The organism is Mesorhizobium sp. M0751 (genome assembly GCF_040320265.1).
Taxonomy (GTDB): Bacteria; Pseudomonadota; Alphaproteobacteria; order Rhizobiales; family Rhizobiaceae; genus Mesorhizobium.
Map to the genome: position 1 here is coordinate 19,856 of NZ_JAMYPH010000014.1, position 19,943 is coordinate 39,798.

Genomic DNA, 19,943 nt, shown 5'->3' on the forward strand with positions numbered 1-19,943 from the left:
TATGACCACAATTGCAAAAATCAGCCCAAGCGTGAACCACGGTGCAACATCGAATAATATTCGAAGGCCACCCGCCATCTCGCTCGATCCTCTCGTTTGCCGGAGCTAGTCGATTGACCCTCAATATTCCACCCTCGACAGCAACACGCTCGTTTCACATGGCCGATTTGGCAAATCACCCCTCGGAGGCGGGCGTTATTTGGTCCCGGAGCCGATATGTTTGCTGCTGCCATAGGCATGAAGACTACAAAACAGCCAGACAACCAAGGCGGCGGCAAGACCTAGCGAAGCGGGCTGGATAGCCTCACTTCCGTGATGATAGCATGAAAGAAACGCGTTCCATCGATCCAGCCCAAAGCCCATCTCATCGTCGGCCGTTCCGGCCTCACGTTCAACAGGGGGAGAAAATCATGGAAGAGGAGCACGATGTCCTAAGCGACCTGAGCTATGTCGCCGAAAATTTCGATAATGTGGCGAAGGAAACGGTCGTCCTGGTGCTGGAGGCTGCGATCGCCGAGATCATCGGCCTCAGAATTGCCCTGCGGACTGCCGCGCCGAAGGCGACATGGACGACAGACTGAGTTGCAGCCGGGTTTAACGAGCGCCTTAGCTCGGCGAGGTGTCGCCCAGTGTCGCCACCGTCTTCAGCGCGCCGTCGAGCATGTCGCCCTTCTCGTCCTTCAGCGCGGCTTCGCGCAGGCGCCGGATCCAGTCGGCGGCGTCCGGGCGGCCTTTGAGCAGGTCGAGCGCCGACAGCACGCGATCGAACTTGGATTGCGCGCGGGCATGGGTGTCGCTGTAGCCCTTGATCAGCCGGCGGCAATTGAGGATCTCGACGGCCAGTGCGTAGTCTTGCCGGACATGGCCAAGCGCCAGCGCATACCAGCGCTCGATATGCGCGGTCTCGACCTTGTGGCGCAGCAGGCGGCGGCGCCAGCGGCGCAGGCCGCCGATGAACCACAATGCGGCAAAGCCGGCAAAGCTGTCGGTGCGGATATGGCGGCCGCGGTTGATGCGGCGGTCGAGGAAGGCGGCGAGCTTCGGCCGGCTTTCGATGTAGCTGCCGAGCCCGGCCGGCAGCGTGCCGCAGAATTCCTCGATGCGCGGATGGAAATATTCGGTCACCTGCAGGACCGAGCCTTGCTTGACGCCGACCTCGCGGCGTACGCGTCGGTCGCGGCTCGAGCGCGTCTTCAGGTCGGCGACGCGGATCATGTCGTCGTAGCACATCGCGTTGGCCAGATGTTTGGCGGCGGCGATCGACAGCGCGTAGGCGTGTTCGGCATTGTCCAGAGCGACGGCCTTGTCGAGCCTATCGAGATACTCGCCGCCATAAGCGATATCCTGATAGTCGACCACTTTTTTCAGGCCGCGAAGCGCCATGTCGCGCACGGGTACAGGCAGCGCGGCGACGCGCGCCGCCAATTGTTGCCAGCCTTTCAACAGGCTTTCCGGACCGCTGACTTCTGTCGCCGCGCCCGAGCCGGCTTCAGCGGCCGCCGGTCCTGCAGTCTTGTCGCCCGAAGGCGCACTCGCGATGCCGCGCGCCCGATCATAGGCGGCGCCGAAGGCGGCGAGGCTGGCCTTCACACCGCGGCCGCCGGCGGCGATCGCCTGCTCGTAGCTCTCGCGCGTGAACGGCAAGGCATCGGAGCCGGCCAGCGCGCCGAGCAGGCTGGCCGAGATCATCGAGCCATTGTCGGCGGCGATCTTCTCCATGTCGAAGGCGATGAAGCGCTTGGCCGCTGCCTCCGCCGTGGCGTGCACCTTGGAGGACGAGGCGCGGCCATCGCCGGGCTCGATCTTCTCCGACACCGCTGCGATGCGGTGCGACGAGGCGATCAGCGTAGTGCGCTCGGGCGTGACGAAGCCGCGGATGATGGCGCGGCCGGCTTCCATCAGTTCGGCGGCGATCAATATATCGACGTCGCCCTGCGACGGCGACAACGCGAAGACCGGCAGGCGGCCGGTGTCGCGGCACATCTCGACGTAATAGATGGTGGCGCCGGTGCGCTGGGCGACGCCGGCAACCGAGGTCGATTGCGCGACGTAGCCGTTGCGCTCGGCAACGTCGGTGATCCAGTCGGCCAGCACGCCGCCGCCCTGGCCGCCGACCGCCAGTACGGCAAGCTTGATGACGCGCTCGTCGTCCGGCGCGCCGGCCTTGGAACGGGTTGATGGGACAGCGTCAAGCATCGGCGAATATCAGGCGCCGGCTTTCACGGCGCCGTTGCAAGAGGCCGATCGTGGCGCGGCGAGCGGCTTCAAGGAAGCGGTCCCAGCGGCTCGGATTGTGCACGACATCGGCGCGGTAGAACGACGGGCAGAGCACCGCCGCGTCGGCGACCTCGCCGCAATTGCCGCAGCCGACGCAGCTCTGGTCGATATGCGCCACCGGGTCGTCGCGCAACGGATCGTCCAGCGATTTCACCGATAGCGACGGGCAGCCGGAAAGCCGCATGCAGGCATGATCGCCGGTGCAGATATCTTCGTCGACGCCGAATTTCGGCTTGACGATCCTTGTCCCGCCCTTGATCGCCTTGTCGACCAGCGGCTTTTCGCGGCGCTGCCGGTTGAGCATGCATTCGGACGAGGCGACGATGACTTTCGGGCCCTTTTCGTCCGTCGTCAGCGCCTCGCGCAGCGTGTCCTGCATCTTGGTTACGTCGTAGGTGCGGTCGATGTGGCGCAGCCATTTGACGCCCATGCCCTTCACCGCCTCGGTGATCGGGTGCTTGGTCGACTTGGTCTTGTTGCCGGCGCGGGACGACAGGATGTCCTGCCCTCCGGTCGCGGCCGAATAGAAATTGTCGACAATGACGATGACGCCGTCGTTCTGGTTGAAGACGGCGTTGCCCACCGAGGAGGTCAGGCCGTTGTGCCAGAAGCCGCCGTCGCCGACGAAGGAGATCGAGCGGCGCTTGGCATCGGGCGAATTGAACGCCGAAGCCGAGGCTGGCCCCAGCCCGTAGCCCATAGTGGTGGCGCCGAGCTCGAAAGGCGGCATGATCGAGAACAGGTGGCAGCCAATATCGGAGGCGATGTGGTGCTTGCCCAACTCCTGCTCGACCAGCTTGGTCGCGGCGAAGATCGGCCTTTCCGGGCAGCCGACGCAGAAGCCGGGCGGACGGCCCGGGACGACGTTGATCAGGTCGGCGGTATCGAGCCCATCGCCGATCTTGTTTGGTGCGCGGACTTCGCTCGGCAAAAGATGGGGAATGGTGGCGCGCAGGAACGATCCGATGCCGTCGAGCATCACCTGGCCGGTGTATTCGCCGGCCATCGGCAGATGTTCCTTGCCGACGAGTTTGGTGCCGCGCCCGGCCTTGTGCAGCATCGCGGCAAAGGCCTGCTCGATGTAGTTGGGCTGCCCTTCCTCGACCACGAGAACTGCATCCTTGCCCTCGCAAAAGGACAGGAACTCGTCGTCGACCAGGGGATAGACCGCATTGAGCACATAGAGCGGCACGTCGGTGTCGCCATAGGTGTCGGCGAGGCCGAGCCGCTGCAGCGCCCGGATGACCGAATTGTACATGCCGCCCTGCATGACGATGCCAACCGAGCCGTGCTCCGGGCCGAAAAACTCGTTGATCCTGTTGGTGCGGATGAAATCCACCGCCGCCGGCCAGCGTTTCTGCACCTTCTCCTTCTCGTGCAGGAAGGAGGCGGGCGGCAGCACGATACGGCCGGTGTCGCGGCGCGGCGCCTCGAGCGCATCGGCCACCGTCATCGCCGGGCGCTTGTTGTCCTTGGCAATGAAATGGCCGTGGACATGGCAGCAGCGGATGCGGACCTGCAGCATGACCGGCGTGTTGGAAACCTCGGACAGCTCGAAGCCGTCCTCCACCGCCTTGACGATCGACGGCAGGTTCGGTCGCGGGTCGAGCAGCCAGACCTGGCTCTTCATGGCAAAGGCGTGGCTGCGCTCCTGCATGATCGAGGAGCCTTCGCCGTAATCCTCGCCGACGATGATCAATGCACCGCCGGTGACGCCGCCGGAAGCGAGATTGGCGAGCGCGTCGGAGGCGACATTGGTGCCGACCGTCGACTTGAAGGTCGCCGCGCCACGGATCGGATAGTGCACCGACGCGGCCAGCATGGCGGTGGCGGTGGCTTCCGAGGCGCTCGCCTCGAAATGCACGCCGAGCTCGCCGAGGATATCCTGCGCATCGGCCAGCACGTCCATCAAATGGCTGATCGGTGCACCTTGATAGCCACCGACATAGCCGACGCCGCATTGCAGCAGCGCCTTGGTGATGGCCAGAATGCCCTCGCCGGAAAACTCCTCGCCGGCGCCGAGCCTGAGCTTTTCGACTTCCTTGGCAAAAGACCGTTCGGCCATTTTGGGCTCCTTCCGTTACCGCCCCGATGGCGGCGCGTAAGATCGTCAGATGTCGTGCTTGCGAATGTTCTTCAGCATCTTCTGCAATGTCGCGATCAGCGCCGCGTACTCTGCGTCATCGACATCGTCGAACATTGCCTCGAAAGCGTCGTGCATGGCCGGCCAGGCGCGCGCGAATTCGGCGCGCCCGTCGTCGGTCAGGAACACATGGCGGATCCGGCTGTCGGTGACCCCCTGCTCGCGCCGAACAAACCCTTGTCCCTCCAGCGTGTCGAGCGTCCTGCTCAAGGTCGACTGCTCGATGACAGTATAGACCGAGAGATCGTTGACGGTGACGCCATCGGTGACCGACAGCACGGCCAGCGTGCGCACTTGAGGAATGGTCAGCCCCTGCTTGCGGAAATTGTCGCGCAAGGTGGCGTTGTAGCGGCCCATGATGCGGTTCATCAGATAGGGCGCGAATTGCTGCAGGCCGATCTGGCCCAAAGTCGAGATGCGTTGGCGCCTTTCAACCTTCTGTTCCATCACAGCCTCCCCGCCAGGAGAAAGCCGGAGCCGCCGCCCAAGCCAGCACCCGGATGGGTCGAGGCACCGATGTGGTAGAGACCCCTGACCCCGGTGGCATGATTGCGGCTCGTCTTGAACGGCCGCCACAGGAACGACTGGTCGATGGTCGAGGAGCCGCCATAGGGGTCGCCGCCAACCAGATTGATGTTCATCGCTTCGAGATCAGCCGGCGAATAGGCGCGGCGTGCGATAACGCTGTCCTTGAACCCGCCGATATGGCTGGCAAGGATGGCTTCGGCACGATCGGCATAGGCTTCGCGCAGCGCCTCGGTCCAGCGACCGTCCGCTGGTGTTTGCAGTTTGCCGGCGGCATCACCCTTGATATTGCGAGGCGCCTCGGGAAGTTGAAGCCACAGGACCGCCTTGCCATCCGGGCAGCGCGACGGGTCGAGCGCGTGCGGCTGGCCAACGCAGATGGTCGGCACCTCAGGCAGCATGCCGCGCACAGCCTCGTTGCAGGCCTTCGACACGCCGTCGAGCCCCGGCGTCAGATGCAGCAGCGCGACCTTGTCCAGGCCCTCGCCGCGCCATACCGGCGGCTTGTCCAAGGCATAGTGGATCTGGAAATTGCCCTTGCCGTAGCGGTATTTTTGCGCTGCCTCGACGTCGGCTTTCGAGGCCGCGTCGCCGAGCAGCCGCTCGTAGAGCTGGGTCGGCGTGACCGAGCAGATAACGCTCTTGTTCGCCGTGACCGTTTCGCCCGAAGCCAGCCGCACGCCTGTGGCGCGGCCTCCGCTTTGGACGATAGCCGCGACGTCGGCGCCGGTGCGGATTTCGCCGCCACGTTCCCTGATCAGGGCTTCGAAGGCGGACAGCAGGTTCCTGGCGCCGCCCTTGACGATCGGCGCGCCGGCCGCCTCAAGCGCGAAGGCGATGACCTTGGCGATCTGGCCGGAGAACGCGTCCTCAGGCCCGAGGCCGGCATGCAGCACCCAGGGCGCCCAGAGCGCGCGCATGGTTTCCGACTGGTAGATGCTTTCCAGCCAGCCGCGCGCCGGCACCAGCGCGTCGCCGAGAAAGGCGGCAAGGCCGCGCGGGCCGCGCCGCCAGGCTTCGCCCGCCAGCAGCCTGGCCGTCGGGTAGGACCACAGGCAGCCGCCGAGCAGCCCGAACAGCAGGCCGGCGCTGCGCTCGATCTCGCCGACATCGTTTGCGTGCCGGTCGCCGTCACCCGCGGCGATTGCATTGATCGCCGTTACATTGGCGATACGGTCGGTGCGCAGGACGGCATGGCTGCCGTCCGGGCGCAGCACGCCGGTCGGCGTGGAGGTGTTGCAAAACTCCAGGCCGTGCCGCGCCAGATCCTTACCCAATGCCGCATAGGCCGGCGAGGTGATGAACAGGACGAAGGTCGTCGCCATTACGTCATGGATGAAGCCGGGCGCGGTGATCTCCTCGGTGCGCATGCAGCCGCCGATGCGGTCGTTGCGTTCGAGCACCAACACCTTCGCCCCCTTGCCGCCAAGCATCGCCGCGCAGACCAGCGCGTTGATGCCGCTTCCGACGATGATGTGATCGGGAGCACTCATCGAGTGTTGCTCCCGGTGAGCGGAAGGTGGAATTCATTTGCGCGGGCTGGCGTTCCTGCGCGCCCCCCTCTGTCCTGCCGGACATCTCCCCCACTTGGGGGGAGATCGGCCGTCACCTTGGCCTTCGCCACTCTCCAACGTCGCAGGAATGAGCGGGGCGCCGAAACTGCCAATCTCCCCCCAAGTGGGGGAGATGTCCGGCAGGACAGAGGGGGGCGCCGTAGAGCCGCAGCCTTGCAGGTCTGCTGCTCCCAAACCGTCACTACAGCATTGCCTGCGCACATGATCTTCTCCCGAAGACCGCAGCTACCCTATTGCCTTGGCACCAATGCCAGCGCGCGGATCGGGCTGCCGGTACCGTGCTCGATCTTGAGCGGTGCCGCGATCAGGATCGCGCCCTTCGGCGGCAGCCGGTCGAGGTTGCAGAGGCTGGCAAGGCCGTAGCGGTTGGCCTTGTGCATCAGGCTGTGCGCCGGGAATGGCGGCTCCATGCCGCCTGCTTTTCCAGCATCCGTGCCGATCGTCTCACTACCCCAGCCCTTGATGTCCTTGCCGATCAGATACTGGATGGCTTCGGCGGTCGGGCCAGGCGTGTGCGGACCAGTCTCATTGGCGTTGAGGAACTCGGCTTCCGAGCCGTTGCGCTTATACCAGTCGGTGCGCATCACCACCCACTCGCCCGCGTTGATAGCGCCATGTTCGGCTTCCCATGCCTTGATGTGATCGACGGTGAGCAGGAAATCGTGATCGGCTGCCGCTTGCTTCGAACAGTCGATGACGTTGACCGGACCGACGAAGTTCTGCGCCGGAATGGTGTCGGTAGCACCGTCCGGATAATCCTTGCCGGTGATCCAGTGGTTGGGCGCGTCGAAGTGCGTGCCCGAATGCTCGCCGAGCTTGAGCCAGTTCCACGCCCACCACGGGCCATTCTTGTCATAGGCGGAGATGGCGTGGATCTCGATCTTCGGCGTGTCCACCGCCAGTTCCGGCGGCAGCTTGATCAGCGGCGTGTCCGGCCCGAGCGGCGCCGTCAGGTCGACCACCTGGATGGCGCCGGAAAGAAGCTGGCCGGCAACTTCGCCGAGGAGTTGTTGTGTGTCCATGGTCTCTGTTCCCTCTTTCTCGATGGTGCTGAAGGCTCTCGCGGCCCTTAATATCCTACTAGACGAAAACATATGCATCTGCAATTATCTTTAAGCATAAAGGAAATGGGACGGGGCGTGAGCGAGTTCGACGCCATATTTGTCGGGGCAGGCCACAACAGTCTGGCATGCGCCGCGCATCTGGCGCTCAAAGGCTGGAAAACAGCGGTTTTCGAGCGCAATGCAACGATTGGCGGCGCCGTCCAGACGCGCGAATTCACGCTGCCGGGCTTCCGGCACGATTTCGGTGCGATGAATGTGAGCCTGTTCGCTGGTTCGGGCTTCCACAAGAAATATGCAAATGAATTGAAAACCCACGGGCTGGAATTCGTGCCGGCGGCCGACTGTTTTGCCAGCGCCTTCCCCGACGGTCGCTGGTTCGGCGTCAGCAGCGACCTGGAAAAGACCGCCTCGCGCATGGCTGGCTTCTCCGCGACCGACGCAGCCACATGGCGTGGTCTGGTTGCGGCATTCCCGGCGCAAGCCGAGCATCTGTTCCGGCTGCTGGGCTCGCCGATGAGCGGCCGAGCGCTCGCCGGCACCGCCTGGAACCTCTGGCGCAAGAAGGGTTTTGCCGGCGCGCTCGATACCGGGCGGTTGCTGCTTTCCTCACCCCGCGCGTGGCTCGAGGAGACTTTCCAGTCACCGCATGTCAGGGCGACGCTCGCCACCTGGGGCATGCACCTCGATTTCGCCCCGGACATTGCCGGCGGCGCGGTGTTCCCTTACCTCGAATCCATGGCCAACCAGTGCTTCGGCATGGTGCTCGGCAAGGGCGGCGCCGACACCATCATCCGCGCTGTGTCGGGGATGCTTACGGCTGCCGGCGGCAAGATCGTCACCGAGGCTGATGTCGCCGAGATCACGGTTTCCGCCGGCAAGGCGACCGGCGTACGGCTCGCTTCCGGCGAGACCCACACCGCCACCAGGGCCGTCATCGCCGGTGTCGCGCCCAAGGCGCTGACCGGGAAACTTTTGCGTAATGGATCGGGCGATGCCGGCTTCGACACGGCCATGAAAAACTTTCGCCATGCGCCGGGCACGTTGATGATCCATCTGGCGCTCGACGATCTGCCGGAATGGCGCGCCGGTGCCGAGCTTCGGCAGTTCGCCTATGTGCACCTGTCGCCGTCGCTCGATGCCATGTCGCGGACCTATCAACAGGCGATGTCCGGCATGCTGCCGGATGAACCGGTGCTGGTCGTCGGTCAGCCGACCGCGGTCGATCCCTCGCGTGCGCCGGACGGCAAGCACGTGCTGTGGGTGCAGGTGCGCATGCTGCCGGCCGAGATTGTGGGCGATGCGGCGGGCACGATCGCGGCGGCTCACTGGGACGAGGCTAGGGAGCACTACGCCGAGCGCGTCCTCGACATTATCGAGCGCTATGCGCCCGGCCTTCGCCGGAAGATCCTCGGCCGCGCCGTGTTCTCGCCCGTCGACCTCGAACGCGAGAACCCGAACCTCGTCGGCGGCGACCAGATCTGCGGCAGCCATCATCTGGCGCAGAATTTCCTGTTCCGGCCGGCGCGCGGTTACGCCGGCTGGAACACGCCGGTCGGCAATCTGCACCTGACCGGGGCGGCAACATGGCCGGGCGCCGGCACCGGGGCGGCGTCGGGCTTCATGCTCGCGCAACAACTTGGCGGGAGGTAGGCACCATTTTTCATCCAGGGGTGAAGGAGGACAAGGCGCGGTTGCCCAAGGAGCCTGAACCCACCGATTGACAACGACACCGCGCATAAAAGCAACAGGGGAACGACCATGACAATCAACAGACGAGAATTGCTCGGATATGGCGCGGCGGCACTTGGCGCAACGGCGCTCGGCCTGCCGCAAATCGCCAAGGCTGCAGGCGAACTGACCATCGCCTACAATGTCAACCTGCCGTCCTGGGACCCGACCACCGGGCCTTCGGCGGTCAACCCGACCATCCAGGGTCTCTACCAGTCGGTGTTCGACCAGTTCATCCCGCAGAAGCCGGATCTTTCTTTCGCGCCCGGCCTGCTCACCGAATGGGGCTGGAACGAGGATCGTAGCAAGATCATGATGACAGTGCGCGAGGGCGTGAAATGGCATGACGGCTCGCCATTTACGGCCGAAGACGTGGTCTGGTCGCTGCAGCGGGCGGGCGACGAAAAGACCGGCAACCCGATCCAGTTCGTCTGGAAGAACGTCAACAACTTCAAGATCGACGGCAACAAGATCACCGGCGATGTCGTGCAGTTCGACCCGGTGTATTTCAAGTGGATGTCGTTCCTCACCGGCTACATCATGCCGAAGGCCTATTACGAGAAGGTCGGCGCCGAAGGCTTCGAGAAAGCTCCGATCGGCACCGGACCCTATATGGTCGACAAATTCGAGCGCAACGCCTTCCTGCGGCTTAAAGCCAACCCGAACTACTGGGGCGGCAAGCCGGCCTTCGAAAACGTGACCATCAAGTTTGTCACCGATGCGGCGAGCCGCGTCGCCGAGATCGAGTCCGGTTCCTCGCAGGTGACGCTGGAAATCCCCTATGAGGAATATGACCGCCTGATCGCCAAGGACGGACTTGCCGGCTCGTGCAAGAATGTTTCCGACATCGGCATGATCTTCTTCAACGACATCGACGTGATGCTGGACAAGAACGTCCGCCAGGCGGCGGTGATGGCGGTCGACAAGAAGCTTTTGGTCGATCGGTTGCTGCGCGGTTACGGCCAGCCCATCGATACGCTGGAGACGCCGGAATACGCCGCTTACGATGCGTCGATCAAGGTGGAGCACAATCCGAAAAAGGCCAAGGAACTGCTGGCCGCATCCGGCTATTCGCCGGAAAAGCCGGTGACATTCACGATACAGACGACCAAGGGCTTCAAGCCCAAGGACTACGAGATGATCCAGGCGATCGTCGGCATGTGGCGCAAGGTCGGCATCGAGGCAACGATCGAGGTCTACGAGATCGCCAAGCACTACGAGCTGCGCGCAGCCGACAAGCTGGCGCCGGCGGCCTTCTACAATTGGGGCAATGCCATCGGCGATCCCACGACGTCGACCGGCTTTGCCATGTATGGCCCAAGCCCGCATTCGGTATGGGACAGTCAGGACCTGATCGACATGATCAACCCGCTATGGGGCGAGAAGGACGAGGCCAAGCGCATCGCCGGCTGGAAGGCCGTCGACAAATACATCGCCGAACTGGCCTATGTGCTGCCGCTGATCCAGTATGCGCAGCCGATCGTGCATGCCAAGGGCGTCAATGTCGTACAGCATGTGTCGGGCGCACTTCTGCCGGCGCTGATGAGCCCGGCCTGAGATCAGCGCGAGGAGGCCCGCGGTCGCAAGATAGCGTGCCTCCTCTGCTTGCGCAGGTCCCCTCATCCGGCCCTTCGGGCCACCTTCTCCCCAGCTGGGGAGAAGAGACTGGCTCAGCCGTCAGCGACCTCTTCTCCCCTCGGGAGAAGGTGGCCGCGAAGCGGCCGGATGAGGGGGCCTGTTCGTTCCATCAGTCACTGAAACGCATTAGGCTTAAGCCAGAATGCTGCTGCAAAGATTCCTGATCCGTCTCCTGACGATGGCGATCACGCTGTTCGGTGTGGCCGTCGTCGTCTTCGTCGTCATCCGCGTCGCGCCGGGCGATCCGATTGCGATGATGCTGCCGCCTGGCGCCACCGATACCGACATCGCGCGGCTGCGCGCGCTCTACGGGCTCGACAAGACCATCGTCCAGCAATTCTTCATCTGGCTGGCCGGTGTCGTCAGGGGCGATTTCGGCACTTCGATCTCATTGCGACAGGATGTGCTCGGGCTGGTCTTCAATCGCCTCCCGGCGACGCTGGAACTCGCCATCGTCGCGCTTGTGATGGCGGTGGCGATCGGCGGCACGACGGCAATCCTCGGCGCGCGCGAGCGCGGGACCGCGGTCGAAGCCGGCATCGACATTGCCAGCGGTGCGGCGCTCTCGATTCCCGATTTCCTGTGGGGCCTGGTGCTGATCCTGCTGTTCGGCGTGCTGGTGCCTATCTTCGACATTTCCGGCCGGGTGTCGCCGCAGCTCGACCTGCCCTTCGCCACGCAATTCTATCTGTTCGAAAGCATCGTGCGACTGCGCTTCGACCTGATCAGGGACCTGCTGGCGCACATGCTGATGCCGGCGATTGCGCTGGCGCTGCCGCTGGCCGCGATCATCTCGCAGCTGCTGAAACAGTCGCTGAAGGAAGTGCTCGACCTCGACTATGTCGTACTCGCGCGGGTAAAGGGCTTTTCGGAAACGCAGGTCATCCTGCGCGAGGCGCTGAAGAACGCGGCGCTGCCGACGCTGACACTGGTCGGCGTGCAGTTCACCTTCCTGATCGGCGGCACGGTCATCGTCGAGCGGCTGTTTTCCTATGAAGGCCTCGGCAACATGGCGATCGACGCCGTCATCAACCGCGACCTGCCGCTGATCCAGGGCATCGTACTGGTGTTCGCGCTGCTGTTCGTGCTGATCAACCTTGCCGTCGACATGATGTATGCGCTGCTCAATCCGAGGCTGCGCCATGGATGAGGCCCGCATTTCAAGACATGGCTCGCGGGCACGCCTGTGGCTGGCCGGCGGCTGGCTGCTGATTGCGCTGCTGGCCGCGATTTTTGCGCCGCTGGTCGCGCCGCAGGACCCGCTGGCGCAAGACCTGATGCTGGAACGCCTGCCGCCGTTCTGGCTGACCGGTGCCGAGCCCGGCTACTGGCTCGGCACCGACAGCCTCGGCCGCGACCTGCTCTCCCGGCTGATCTTCGGCGGCCGCATCGCCTTCATCGTCGCCTTCGCCGCCGCGATCGCCGCCTGCCTGGTCGGCTCGACGCTCGGCCTGATATCAGGCTATTTCGGCGGCTGGGCCGACCGCATCATCTCGCGCATCGTCGATGTCTGGATGGCGTTCCCGCCGGTGCTGTTCGCCATCCTGCTGGTCGCCGTGCTCGGTACCGGCTTGAGCTCGGTCATCATCGCGATCGCCGTCATCGACTGGACGCGCTTCTGCCGGGTGATCCGCGCCGAGGCGATGGGCCAGTCGCGAATGGACTATGTCGAGAACGCCCGCATCGCCGGCTATGGCCGCATCGGCATCATGCTGCGCGAGGTGCTGCCCAATGTGGTGCCGTCGATCGTCGCACTGCTGTCGCTTGAGATGGGCATTGCCGTCATCGTCGAGGCGATCCTGTCCTTCGTCAATCTGTCGATCTCGACCGACGATCCGACCTGGGGCGGCATCATCGCCGAGGGCCGCCTGTCGATCCATCAGGCCTGGTGGGTGCTGGTGTTCCCGCTGGTCACCCTGATCCTGACGGTGCTGTCGTTCAGCCAGTTCGGCGAAGGTCTCAGGGCACGTTTCGATCCGGTGCTGCGATGAACGCGCCCGCGAAACCCTGCCTCGACATACGCGACCTTAGCGCGGTGCTGCCTAATGGCTTGCGCGTGCTGCGCTCGGTGTCGCTAGCCGTCGGGTCCGGAGAAGTCCGGGCGCTGGTCGGCGAGAGCGGCGCCGGCAAGACGATGATCGGCAAGGCGGTGCTCGGCGTGCTGCCACCCAGCGTACGCATCGTCGAAGGCGATATGCTTTTCGAGGGCGAGGACCTCGGCAAGCTCCAGCCCAGGGCACGGCGCACGCTGATCGGCGCGCGCACGGCGCTGATCCCACAGGATCCCTTGACCGCGCTCAATCCGTCGCGCCGCATCGGCCCGCAGATGACCGACCGGCTGGTGCGCATCCTCGGCTGGAGCGGCGAGAAGGCCGATGCCCGCATCCGTCAATTGCTCGACGAGGTGCAGATCCGCGACCCCGAGCGTGTCCTCAAATGCTATCCGCACGAGCTGTCCGGCGGCATGCGCCAACGTGTGCTGATCGCCGCTGCGTTTGCGGCCGAACCAAGGCTGATCGTCGCCGACGAGCCGACCACGGCGCTCGACGTAACCGTGCAGAAGCAGATCCTGCGGCTGATCGCGCAATTGCAGCGCGAGCACGGCACGGCGATCCTGTTCGTCACCCACGATCTCGGCGTCGTCGCCAAGATCAGCCAGAAAGTTTCCGTGCTCTATGCCGGCAAGGTGGTGGAGGAGGCCGAGACGGCTGCCCTCTTCGCCGCCCCGCAGCACGCCTACACACGGGCGCTGATGGCGGCGACGCCGCGCTACACCGATCCGCTTGCATCGCTGAAACCGGTGGACGAGGCGGTATTGGCCGGACTGGCGGCCGAGATCGCCACGGCCGACCAGACCTGGAGGCGACCGCATGGCTGAGCCGCTGTTTTCCGTGCGCGGGCTCAAGGTTGCGTTGCCCGATATGACGCGCAAGCCGCTGATCGGCCGGGCGCCGATGGTGGAGATCCTCAAAGGCCTCGATTTCGACCTGCCAAGGGGATCGGTGACCGGCATCGTCGGCGAATCCGGCTCCGGCAAATCGACGCTTGGCCGCGCGCTGGTGCGGCTTTTGGAGCCGAGCGCCGGCACCGTCACCTTCGACGGCCGCGACATCACGCATCTGGCGGAGAATGAGCTGCGGCCGCTGCGCCGCAATCTGCAGATGATCTTCCAGGATCCGATGTCGTCGCTCAACCCGCGCCGCACCATCTTCAGCATCATCGCCGCGCCGCTCAAGCAGAACGGACATGGCGACAATCTCAAAGGGCGTGTCGCGGAGGCATTGCAGCGCGTCGGCCTGCCGCAAAGCTTTGCCAGCCGCTACCGCCACGAACTGTCGGGCGGCCAGCGCCAGCGTGTCGGCATTGCGCGCGCGCTGGCGCTGTCGCCGAAATTCGTGCTGGCCGACGAGATCGTCTCCGGCCTCGACGTCTCGACCCAGGCGCAGATCCTCATGCTGCTGGAAAAACTCGCCGCCGAGATGGGCCTCACCATTGCCTTCATCAGCCATGATCTGTCGGTGATCCGGCGGCTGTGCCGGCAGGTGATCGTCATGCGCGAGGGCGCGATCGTCGAAGCCAGCGCGACGGATACTTTGTTCGAGAAGCCGCAGCAGGCCTACACGCGCGACCTGCTCGCCGCCATTCCGCTGCCCGAGATCGATGACGCTTGGTTGCTGCCCGCCGCAAAGGCGCGGGCATGAAACACAATCCTATTCGCACGCCGAAGAGCGGGCCTCGGACGTGCGCCGACAAGTCAGCTCGCGAAACGGAGGAGAACTGGAATGAAATACGCAATCAGAAACACGATGCTTGCGGCCGCTCTGCTCGGCTCGATGGGAGCGGCCTCGGCTGATTCGATACCCGGCATGCGTGGCCACGACCACACCGGGGTCACCGTCCCCGACATGCAGCAGGCAGTCGAGTTCTTCACCGAAGTGGTTGGCTGCAAGAAGGCGATGTCGTTCGGCCCGTTCGCCGACGACAAGGGCACGTTCATGCAGGATCTGCTGGGCGTCGATCCCAAGGCGGTGATCGAGGAGATCACCCTGGTCCGCTGCGGACACGGGTCGAACATCGAGCTGTTCAAATACACTGCGCCGGACCAGAAGGACCTGACGCCTCGCAACAGCGACATAGGCGGCTTCCATATCGCCTTCTATGTCGACGACATCGCCGCCGCAAAAACCTATCTTGACGGCAAGAGCGTCAAGACGCGGATGGGGCCGCTGCCGGTTACCGAAGGCCCGGCCGCAGGCCAGACCATCCTCTACTTCCAGGCGCCTTGGGGCTTGCAGTTGGAAGCGATCAGCTATCCCAATGGCATGGCCTATGAAAAAGATGCGGAGACGGTGCTGTGGAGCCCGAAGAACCCGGAAAAATAGTCCGGGCGTCCCTGGCCTGCGCAAGCCGATTGCCGGCAAGCTGGGTTTCCGAGGCGGATTGTTTCAATCCTGAAACTTCAAGCTTGAATTAATCCGCCTCAGGCGTAAACTCGACGGACAGAAGCGAAGAGGAGATCGCACGATGAAAGTTGCGGTTCTCGGCGGCGGACCAGCCGGGCTCTACTTTGCCATCTCGCTGAAGCTCAGGGATGCCGCGCATGAAGTGACGGTGTTCGAGCGCAACCGTGCCGATGATACGTTCGGCTGGGGCGTCGTGCTGTCGGCCGAAACGCTGGAGAACCTGACCAAGAACGACCCGGTCAGCGCCGTCTGGATCCGCAAGCACTTCGCCTATTGGGACGACATTGCCGTCATCCATGACGGCGTGCGCACGGTCTCGACCGGCCACGGCTTTTGCGGCATCGGCCGCAAGCGGCTGCTCACGCTGCTGCAGCGGCGGGCGCGCGAACTAGGCGTCAAACTGGTCTTCGAAACCGACATCGCCGATCCCAAGCCGTATATGGAGACGCACGATCTGGTTGTCGCCGCCGACGGGCTGAACTCGAAAGCGCGGGGCGCCTTCATCGACGTGTTCAAGCCCGATATCGACATCCGCAAATGCAAGTTCGTCTGGCTCGGCACCCACCAGAAATTCGACGACGCCTTCACTTTCATCTTCGAGAAAACCGAGCATGGCTGGGTATGGGCGCATGCCTACCAGTTCGATAGCGATACCGCGACCTTCATCGTCGAATGCAGCGAGCAGACCTGGCAGCGCTTCGGCTTCGGCGCGATGTCGCAGCAGGAATCGATTGCCGTCTGCGAGCGCATCTTTGCCCGCCATCTCGGCGGCCACGCGCTGATGACCAACGCCAATCATATCCGCGGCTCGGCCTGGATCAATTTCCCGCGTGTCTTGTGCGAACGCTGGTCCTACAAGAACCTTGCGCTGATGGGCGACGCGGCGGCGAGCGCGCATTTCTCGATCGGCTCCGGCACCAAGCTGGCGCTGGAAAGCGCGGTGGCGCTGGCCGACTATGTCGAGTCCGAGCCGGACCTCGAGGCTGCCTTCCGCAAATATGAGGATGCGCGGCGTACCGAAGTGCTGAAGCTGCAGTCGGCGGCGCGCAATTCGCTCGAATGGTTCGAGGAGGTCGAGCGCTATCTCGGCCTCAACCCGGTGCAGTTCAACTATTCGCTTTTGACACGCTCGCAGCGCATCAGTCACGAGAATTTGCGGCTGCGCGATGCCGAGTGGCTGGCCGGCGCCGAGGAATGGTTCCAGCGCCAGGCCGGCGCCGGGGGCAATAATCTGCGTCGCGCGCCAATGTTTGCGCCGTTCCGGCTGCGCGACATGGCGCTGCAGAACCGTGTCGTCGTCTCGCCGATGGCACAGTACAAGGCGGTCGACGGCTGTCCGACCGACTGGCATTTCGCCCATTACGCCGAACGGGCCAAGGGCGGCGCCGGCCTCCTCTACATCGAGATGACCTGCGTCAGCCCGGAGGGCCGCATCACGCCTGGCTGCCCCGGTTTCTATGCGCCCGAGCATGAGGTCGCCTGGAAGCGGCTGGTCGAGTTCGTCCATGGCGAAACCGAGGCCAAGATCTGCGCCCAGATCGGCCATTCGGGTGCCAAGGGGTCGACCAGGCTCGGCTGGCAAGGAACCGACGTGCCGCTGCCCTCGGGCAATTGGCCGGTCATGGCAGCGTCTTCCGTGCCGTGGTCGCCGGAAAACCAGGTGCCGAAGGCGATGAACCGCGCCGACATGGATATGGTGCGCGACCAGTTTGTCGGCTCGGCCGAGATGGCGGCGCGCTGCGGCTTCGACATGCTCGAAATCCACGCCGCGCACGGCTATCTCCTGTCCTCCTTCATCACGCCCTTGACCAACCGGCGCACCGATGCCTATGGCGGCTCGCTGGAAAACCGCATGCGCTACCCCTTGGAAATCTTTCATGCGGTGCGCGCCGCCTGGCCGGCCGAGAAGCCGATCTCGATGCGCATCTCCGCCAATGACTGGCTAGGCATCGAAGGCGTGACGCCGGCCGATGCCGTCGAGATCGCGCGGCTGCTGCATGAGGCCGGCGTAGACATCTGCGACGTATCGGCCGGCCAGACTTCGGCCGTGGCAAGACCGGTCTATGGCCGCATGTTCCAGACGCCGTTTTCCGATCGCATCCGCAACGAGGTCGGCATGGCGACGATGGCGGTCGGCAATATCTATGAGCCGGACCACGTCAACTCGATCCTGATGGCGGGCCGTGCCGATCTCGTCGCACTGGCTAGGCCGCATCTTGCCGATCCCTACTGGACGCTGCACGCGGCCGTCACGCTTGGCGATCGCGGCGTCAAATGGCCGGATCCCTATCTGCCCGGCCGCGACCAGCTCTACCGGCTGGCCGAACGCGAAGCGGCAGCGGGGCTGAAAGTATGAGTGCCGCGGCGACGATTTCGGGGCGTCATGCGCTGGTCACAGGCGGCGGCTCCGGCGTCGGCCGCGCAATCGCGCTGGCGCTTGCCGGCGCCGGCATCGACGTGACCATCTGCGGCCGGCGCGTGGAGCCGCTTGCCGAGGTTGCCGCCGAGAACAAGCGCATCTTCGCCAATGCCGCCGACGTCGCCGACGAGGCATCGATGGCGTCGCTCTACGAGGCCGCGGAAGCGGCACGCGGACCGTTCGACATCGTCGTTGCCAATGCCGGCATGTCCGGCAGTGCGCCGGCGCAACGGACCTCGCTGGCAGACTGGCAGCGCACGCTCGACGTCAACTTGACCGGTGCGTTTCTGACGGTGAAGCCGGCGTTGGCCGGCATGGCAGTGCGCAAGACTGGCCGTATCATCTTCGTCGCCTCCACCGCCGGACTGAAAGGCTATCCCTATGTTGCAGCTTACGTTGCCGCCAAGCATGGCGTCGTCGGCCTGATGCGGGCACTCGCCGTCGAGACCGCCAAGTCCGGCATAACAGTGAATGCCGTGTGCCCAGGGTTTGTCGAAACCGAGATGCTGGAGAGCGCCGTCCAGCGCATCGTCCAAACGACCGGCCGCTCGTCCGAGCAGGCACGGACAAGCCTTGCCGCGACCAACCCGCAAGGCCGCTTCATCCAGCCGGAAGAAATTGCGGCCGCGGTACTTTATCTGTGTGGCGACGCCGCCCGGTCGATTACCGGGCAGACGATTTCGATCTCCGGAGGTGAGACATGGTAGCCGGTCCCCTGCCTGCCCCGTCCGGACCCGGCAAAGACCGCCTGCGGCTGTGGATACGCCTGCTGCGCGCCTCGCGCACCATCGAGGCCGAGCTGCGCGAACGCTTGCGGCAAGAGTTCAACACGACGCTGCCACGCTTCGACGTGATGGCCGCGCTCTACAGGGCGCCTGAAGGCATGCTGATGAGCGACCTGTCGCGCTTCCTGCTGGTGTCCAACGGCAATGTCACCGGCATCATCGACCGGCTGGTCTCGGAAGGGCTGGTGATGCGGGCCCGACGCAATGGCGACCGCCGCACTTCGATGGTGCGGCTGACCGAGGAAGGGTCGAAGACTTTCGCCGTAATCGCCGCCGCGCATGAGAAATGGGTCGGCGAGTTGCTGGGCAATGTGAGCGAGGACGAGGCGCGCCGGCTGACCGGCATGCTGACCTCCTTCCGCAGCAATTGGGAGGGACGGGAATGACGAAGATGGCGGGCCGCAAGCCGAAGCATTTCCTCTGGCAGGTCGACGGCAAGATCGCAAAGATCCGGCTCGACCGGCCGGAGCGCAAGAACCCGTTGACCTTCGACAGCTATGCCGAATTGCGCGACACTTTTCGCGATCTCGTCTATGCCGACGATGTCGATGCGGTGGTGTTCTTGCCCAATGGCGGCAATTTCTGCTCGGGCGGCGATGTCCACGACATCATCGGCCCGCTGGTCAAGATGGACATGAAGGCGCTGCTCGCCTTCACCCGCATGACCGGCGATTTCGTCAAGGCGATGCTGAATTGCGGCAAGCCGATTATCGCGGCGGTCGACGGCGTGGCGGTCGGCGCCGGCGCAATCATCGCCATGGCTTCCGATATCCGCATCGCCACACCTCAAGCCAAGACGGCATTCCTGTTCACTCGCGTCGGCCTTGCCGGCTGCGACATGGGCGCCTGCGCGATCCTGCCGCGCATCATCGGCCAGGGCCGCGCCGCCGAGCTGCTCTATACCGGCCGCACGATGAGTGCCGAGGAAGGCGAGCGCTGGGGCTTCTACAACCGGCTGGTCGATGCCGCAACGCTCGAGACCGACGCGCTCGACATGGCCGCGCGCATCGTTTCCGGCCCGACCTTCGCCCATGGCATGACCAAGACGCAGTTGAACCAGGAATGGTCGATGGGGCTTGACCAGGCGATCGAAGCGGAAGCGCAGGCGCAGGCGATCTGCATGCAGACCCGCGATTTCGAGCGGGCGTACACGGCTTTCGTCGCCAAGGAAAAACCGGTGTTCGAGGGGGATTGAGGATGGTCGTTTCCGTGGAGACACTGGCGGGACAGCACCCCCCTCTGGCCTGCCGGCCATCTCCCCCTCAAGGGGGGAGATCGAATGTCGCTGCGGCCTTCGCCAATCGCCACCGCCGCAAGATGGGAGCCG

Annotated in this window: 17 protein-coding genes; 12 read left to right on the forward strand and 5 right to left on the reverse strand. The window is 64.4% G+C overall.

The genetic code is table 11. The features are described from left to right. Positions 1-410 precede the first annotated feature (410 nt). On the forward strand, positions 411-581 hold the full coding sequence (locus NKI19_RS20995) for a hypothetical protein (protein WP_352488104.1): 171 nt from the start codon (positions 411-413) through the stop codon (positions 579-581). A gap of 25 nt (positions 582-606) precedes the next feature. On the opposite strand, the gene NKI19_RS21000 is transcribed toward NKI19_RS20995, so the two are convergent. The 5 genes from NKI19_RS21000 to NKI19_RS21020 form a co-directional block, all read right to left on the reverse strand. Further along, entirely contained in the window at positions 607-2,196 is a 1,590-nt protein-coding gene (locus NKI19_RS21000) for an indolepyruvate oxidoreductase subunit beta family protein (protein ID WP_352488103.1), read from the reverse strand. Then, entirely contained in the window at positions 2,189-4,342 is a 2,154-nt protein-coding gene (locus NKI19_RS21005; RefSeq protein ID WP_352488102.1) for a thiamine pyrophosphate-dependent enzyme, read from the reverse strand. Before NKI19_RS21005 ends, NKI19_RS21000 begins: the two co-directional genes overlap by 8 nt. A 45-nt stretch (positions 4,343-4,387) precedes the next feature. Continuing rightward, positions 4,388-4,867, reverse strand: a complete 480-nt coding sequence (locus NKI19_RS21010) for a MarR family winged helix-turn-helix transcriptional regulator (protein WP_352488100.1) — start codon at positions 4,865-4,867, stop codon at positions 4,388-4,390. Continuing rightward, complete coding sequence (locus tag NKI19_RS21015; protein WP_352488099.1) at positions 4,867-6,438, reverse strand: phytoene desaturase family protein; 1,572 nt, start codon at positions 6,436-6,438, stop codon at positions 4,867-4,869. The genes NKI19_RS21010 and NKI19_RS21015 overlap by 1 nt, the downstream gene beginning before the upstream one ends. Before the next feature lie 311 nt (positions 6,439-6,749). Next, positions 6,750-7,541, reverse strand: coding sequence for a cyclase family protein (locus NKI19_RS21020; protein ID WP_292655997.1), 792 nt, complete (start codon positions 7,539-7,541; stop codon positions 6,750-6,752). 117 nt (positions 7,542-7,658) lie between these two features. Here NKI19_RS21020 and NKI19_RS21025 point away from each other — a divergent pair, with 117 nt between their 5' ends. From NKI19_RS21025 to NKI19_RS21075, 11 genes are all read left to right on the forward strand, one after another. Next, positions 7,659-9,233: a phytoene desaturase family protein gene (locus tag NKI19_RS21025; RefSeq protein ID WP_352488098.1), complete on the forward strand. Its 1,575-nt coding sequence runs from the start codon at positions 7,659-7,661 to the stop codon at positions 9,231-9,233. Positions 9,234-9,341: 108 nt separating this feature from the next. Further along, positions 9,342-10,868, forward strand: coding sequence for an ABC transporter substrate-binding protein (locus NKI19_RS21030; protein WP_352488097.1), 1,527 nt, complete (start codon positions 9,342-9,344; stop codon positions 10,866-10,868). 223 nt (positions 10,869-11,091) lie between these two features. Continuing rightward, entirely contained in the window at positions 11,092-12,099 is a 1,008-nt protein-coding gene (locus NKI19_RS21035) for an ABC transporter permease (RefSeq protein WP_352488096.1), read from the forward strand. Continuing rightward, on the forward strand, positions 12,092-12,940 hold the full coding sequence (locus NKI19_RS21040) for an ABC transporter permease (RefSeq protein ID WP_352565186.1): 849 nt from the start codon (positions 12,092-12,094) through the stop codon (positions 12,938-12,940). The genes NKI19_RS21035 and NKI19_RS21040 overlap by 8 nt, the downstream gene beginning before the upstream one ends. Continuing rightward, positions 12,937-13,827 (forward strand): ABC transporter ATP-binding protein, encoded by an 891-nt coding sequence (locus tag NKI19_RS21045; RefSeq protein ID WP_352488093.1) that lies wholly within the window; start codon positions 12,937-12,939, stop codon positions 13,825-13,827. The genes NKI19_RS21040 and NKI19_RS21045 overlap by 4 nt, the downstream gene beginning before the upstream one ends. Further along, complete coding sequence (locus tag NKI19_RS21050; protein WP_352488092.1) at positions 13,820-14,650, forward strand: ATP-binding cassette domain-containing protein; 831 nt, start codon at positions 13,820-13,822, stop codon at positions 14,648-14,650. The genes NKI19_RS21045 and NKI19_RS21050 overlap by 8 nt, the downstream gene beginning before the upstream one ends. 81 nt (positions 14,651-14,731) lie before the next feature. Next, the gene (locus tag NKI19_RS21055) at positions 14,732-15,331 is read left to right on the forward strand and encodes a VOC family protein (RefSeq protein WP_352488090.1); all 600 of its coding nucleotides are present in this window, start codon (positions 14,732-14,734) and stop codon (positions 15,329-15,331) included. A 142-nt stretch (positions 15,332-15,473) separates the two neighbouring features. After that, a complete protein-coding gene (locus NKI19_RS21060) occupies positions 15,474-17,768 on the forward strand; it encodes a bifunctional salicylyl-CoA 5-hydroxylase/oxidoreductase (RefSeq protein ID WP_352565187.1) in 2,295 nt (764 codons plus the stop codon). Continuing rightward, entirely contained in the window at positions 17,765-18,538 is a 774-nt protein-coding gene (locus tag NKI19_RS21065) for an SDR family NAD(P)-dependent oxidoreductase (protein ID WP_352565189.1), read from the forward strand. The genes NKI19_RS21060 and NKI19_RS21065 overlap by 4 nt, the downstream gene beginning before the upstream one ends. Next, positions 18,532-19,002 carry a MarR family winged helix-turn-helix transcriptional regulator gene (locus NKI19_RS21070; RefSeq protein WP_254816232.1) on the forward strand — a complete coding sequence of 157 codons (471 nt, stop codon included), beginning with the start codon at positions 18,532-18,534 and terminating at the stop codon, positions 19,000-19,002. Before NKI19_RS21065 ends, NKI19_RS21070 begins: the two co-directional genes overlap by 7 nt. After that, on the forward strand, positions 18,999-19,811 hold the full coding sequence (locus NKI19_RS21075; RefSeq protein WP_352565191.1) for an enoyl-CoA hydratase family protein: 813 nt from the start codon (positions 18,999-19,001) through the stop codon (positions 19,809-19,811). The genes NKI19_RS21070 and NKI19_RS21075 overlap by 4 nt, the downstream gene beginning before the upstream one ends. The last annotated feature ends 132 nt before the right edge of the window (positions 19,812-19,943 follow it).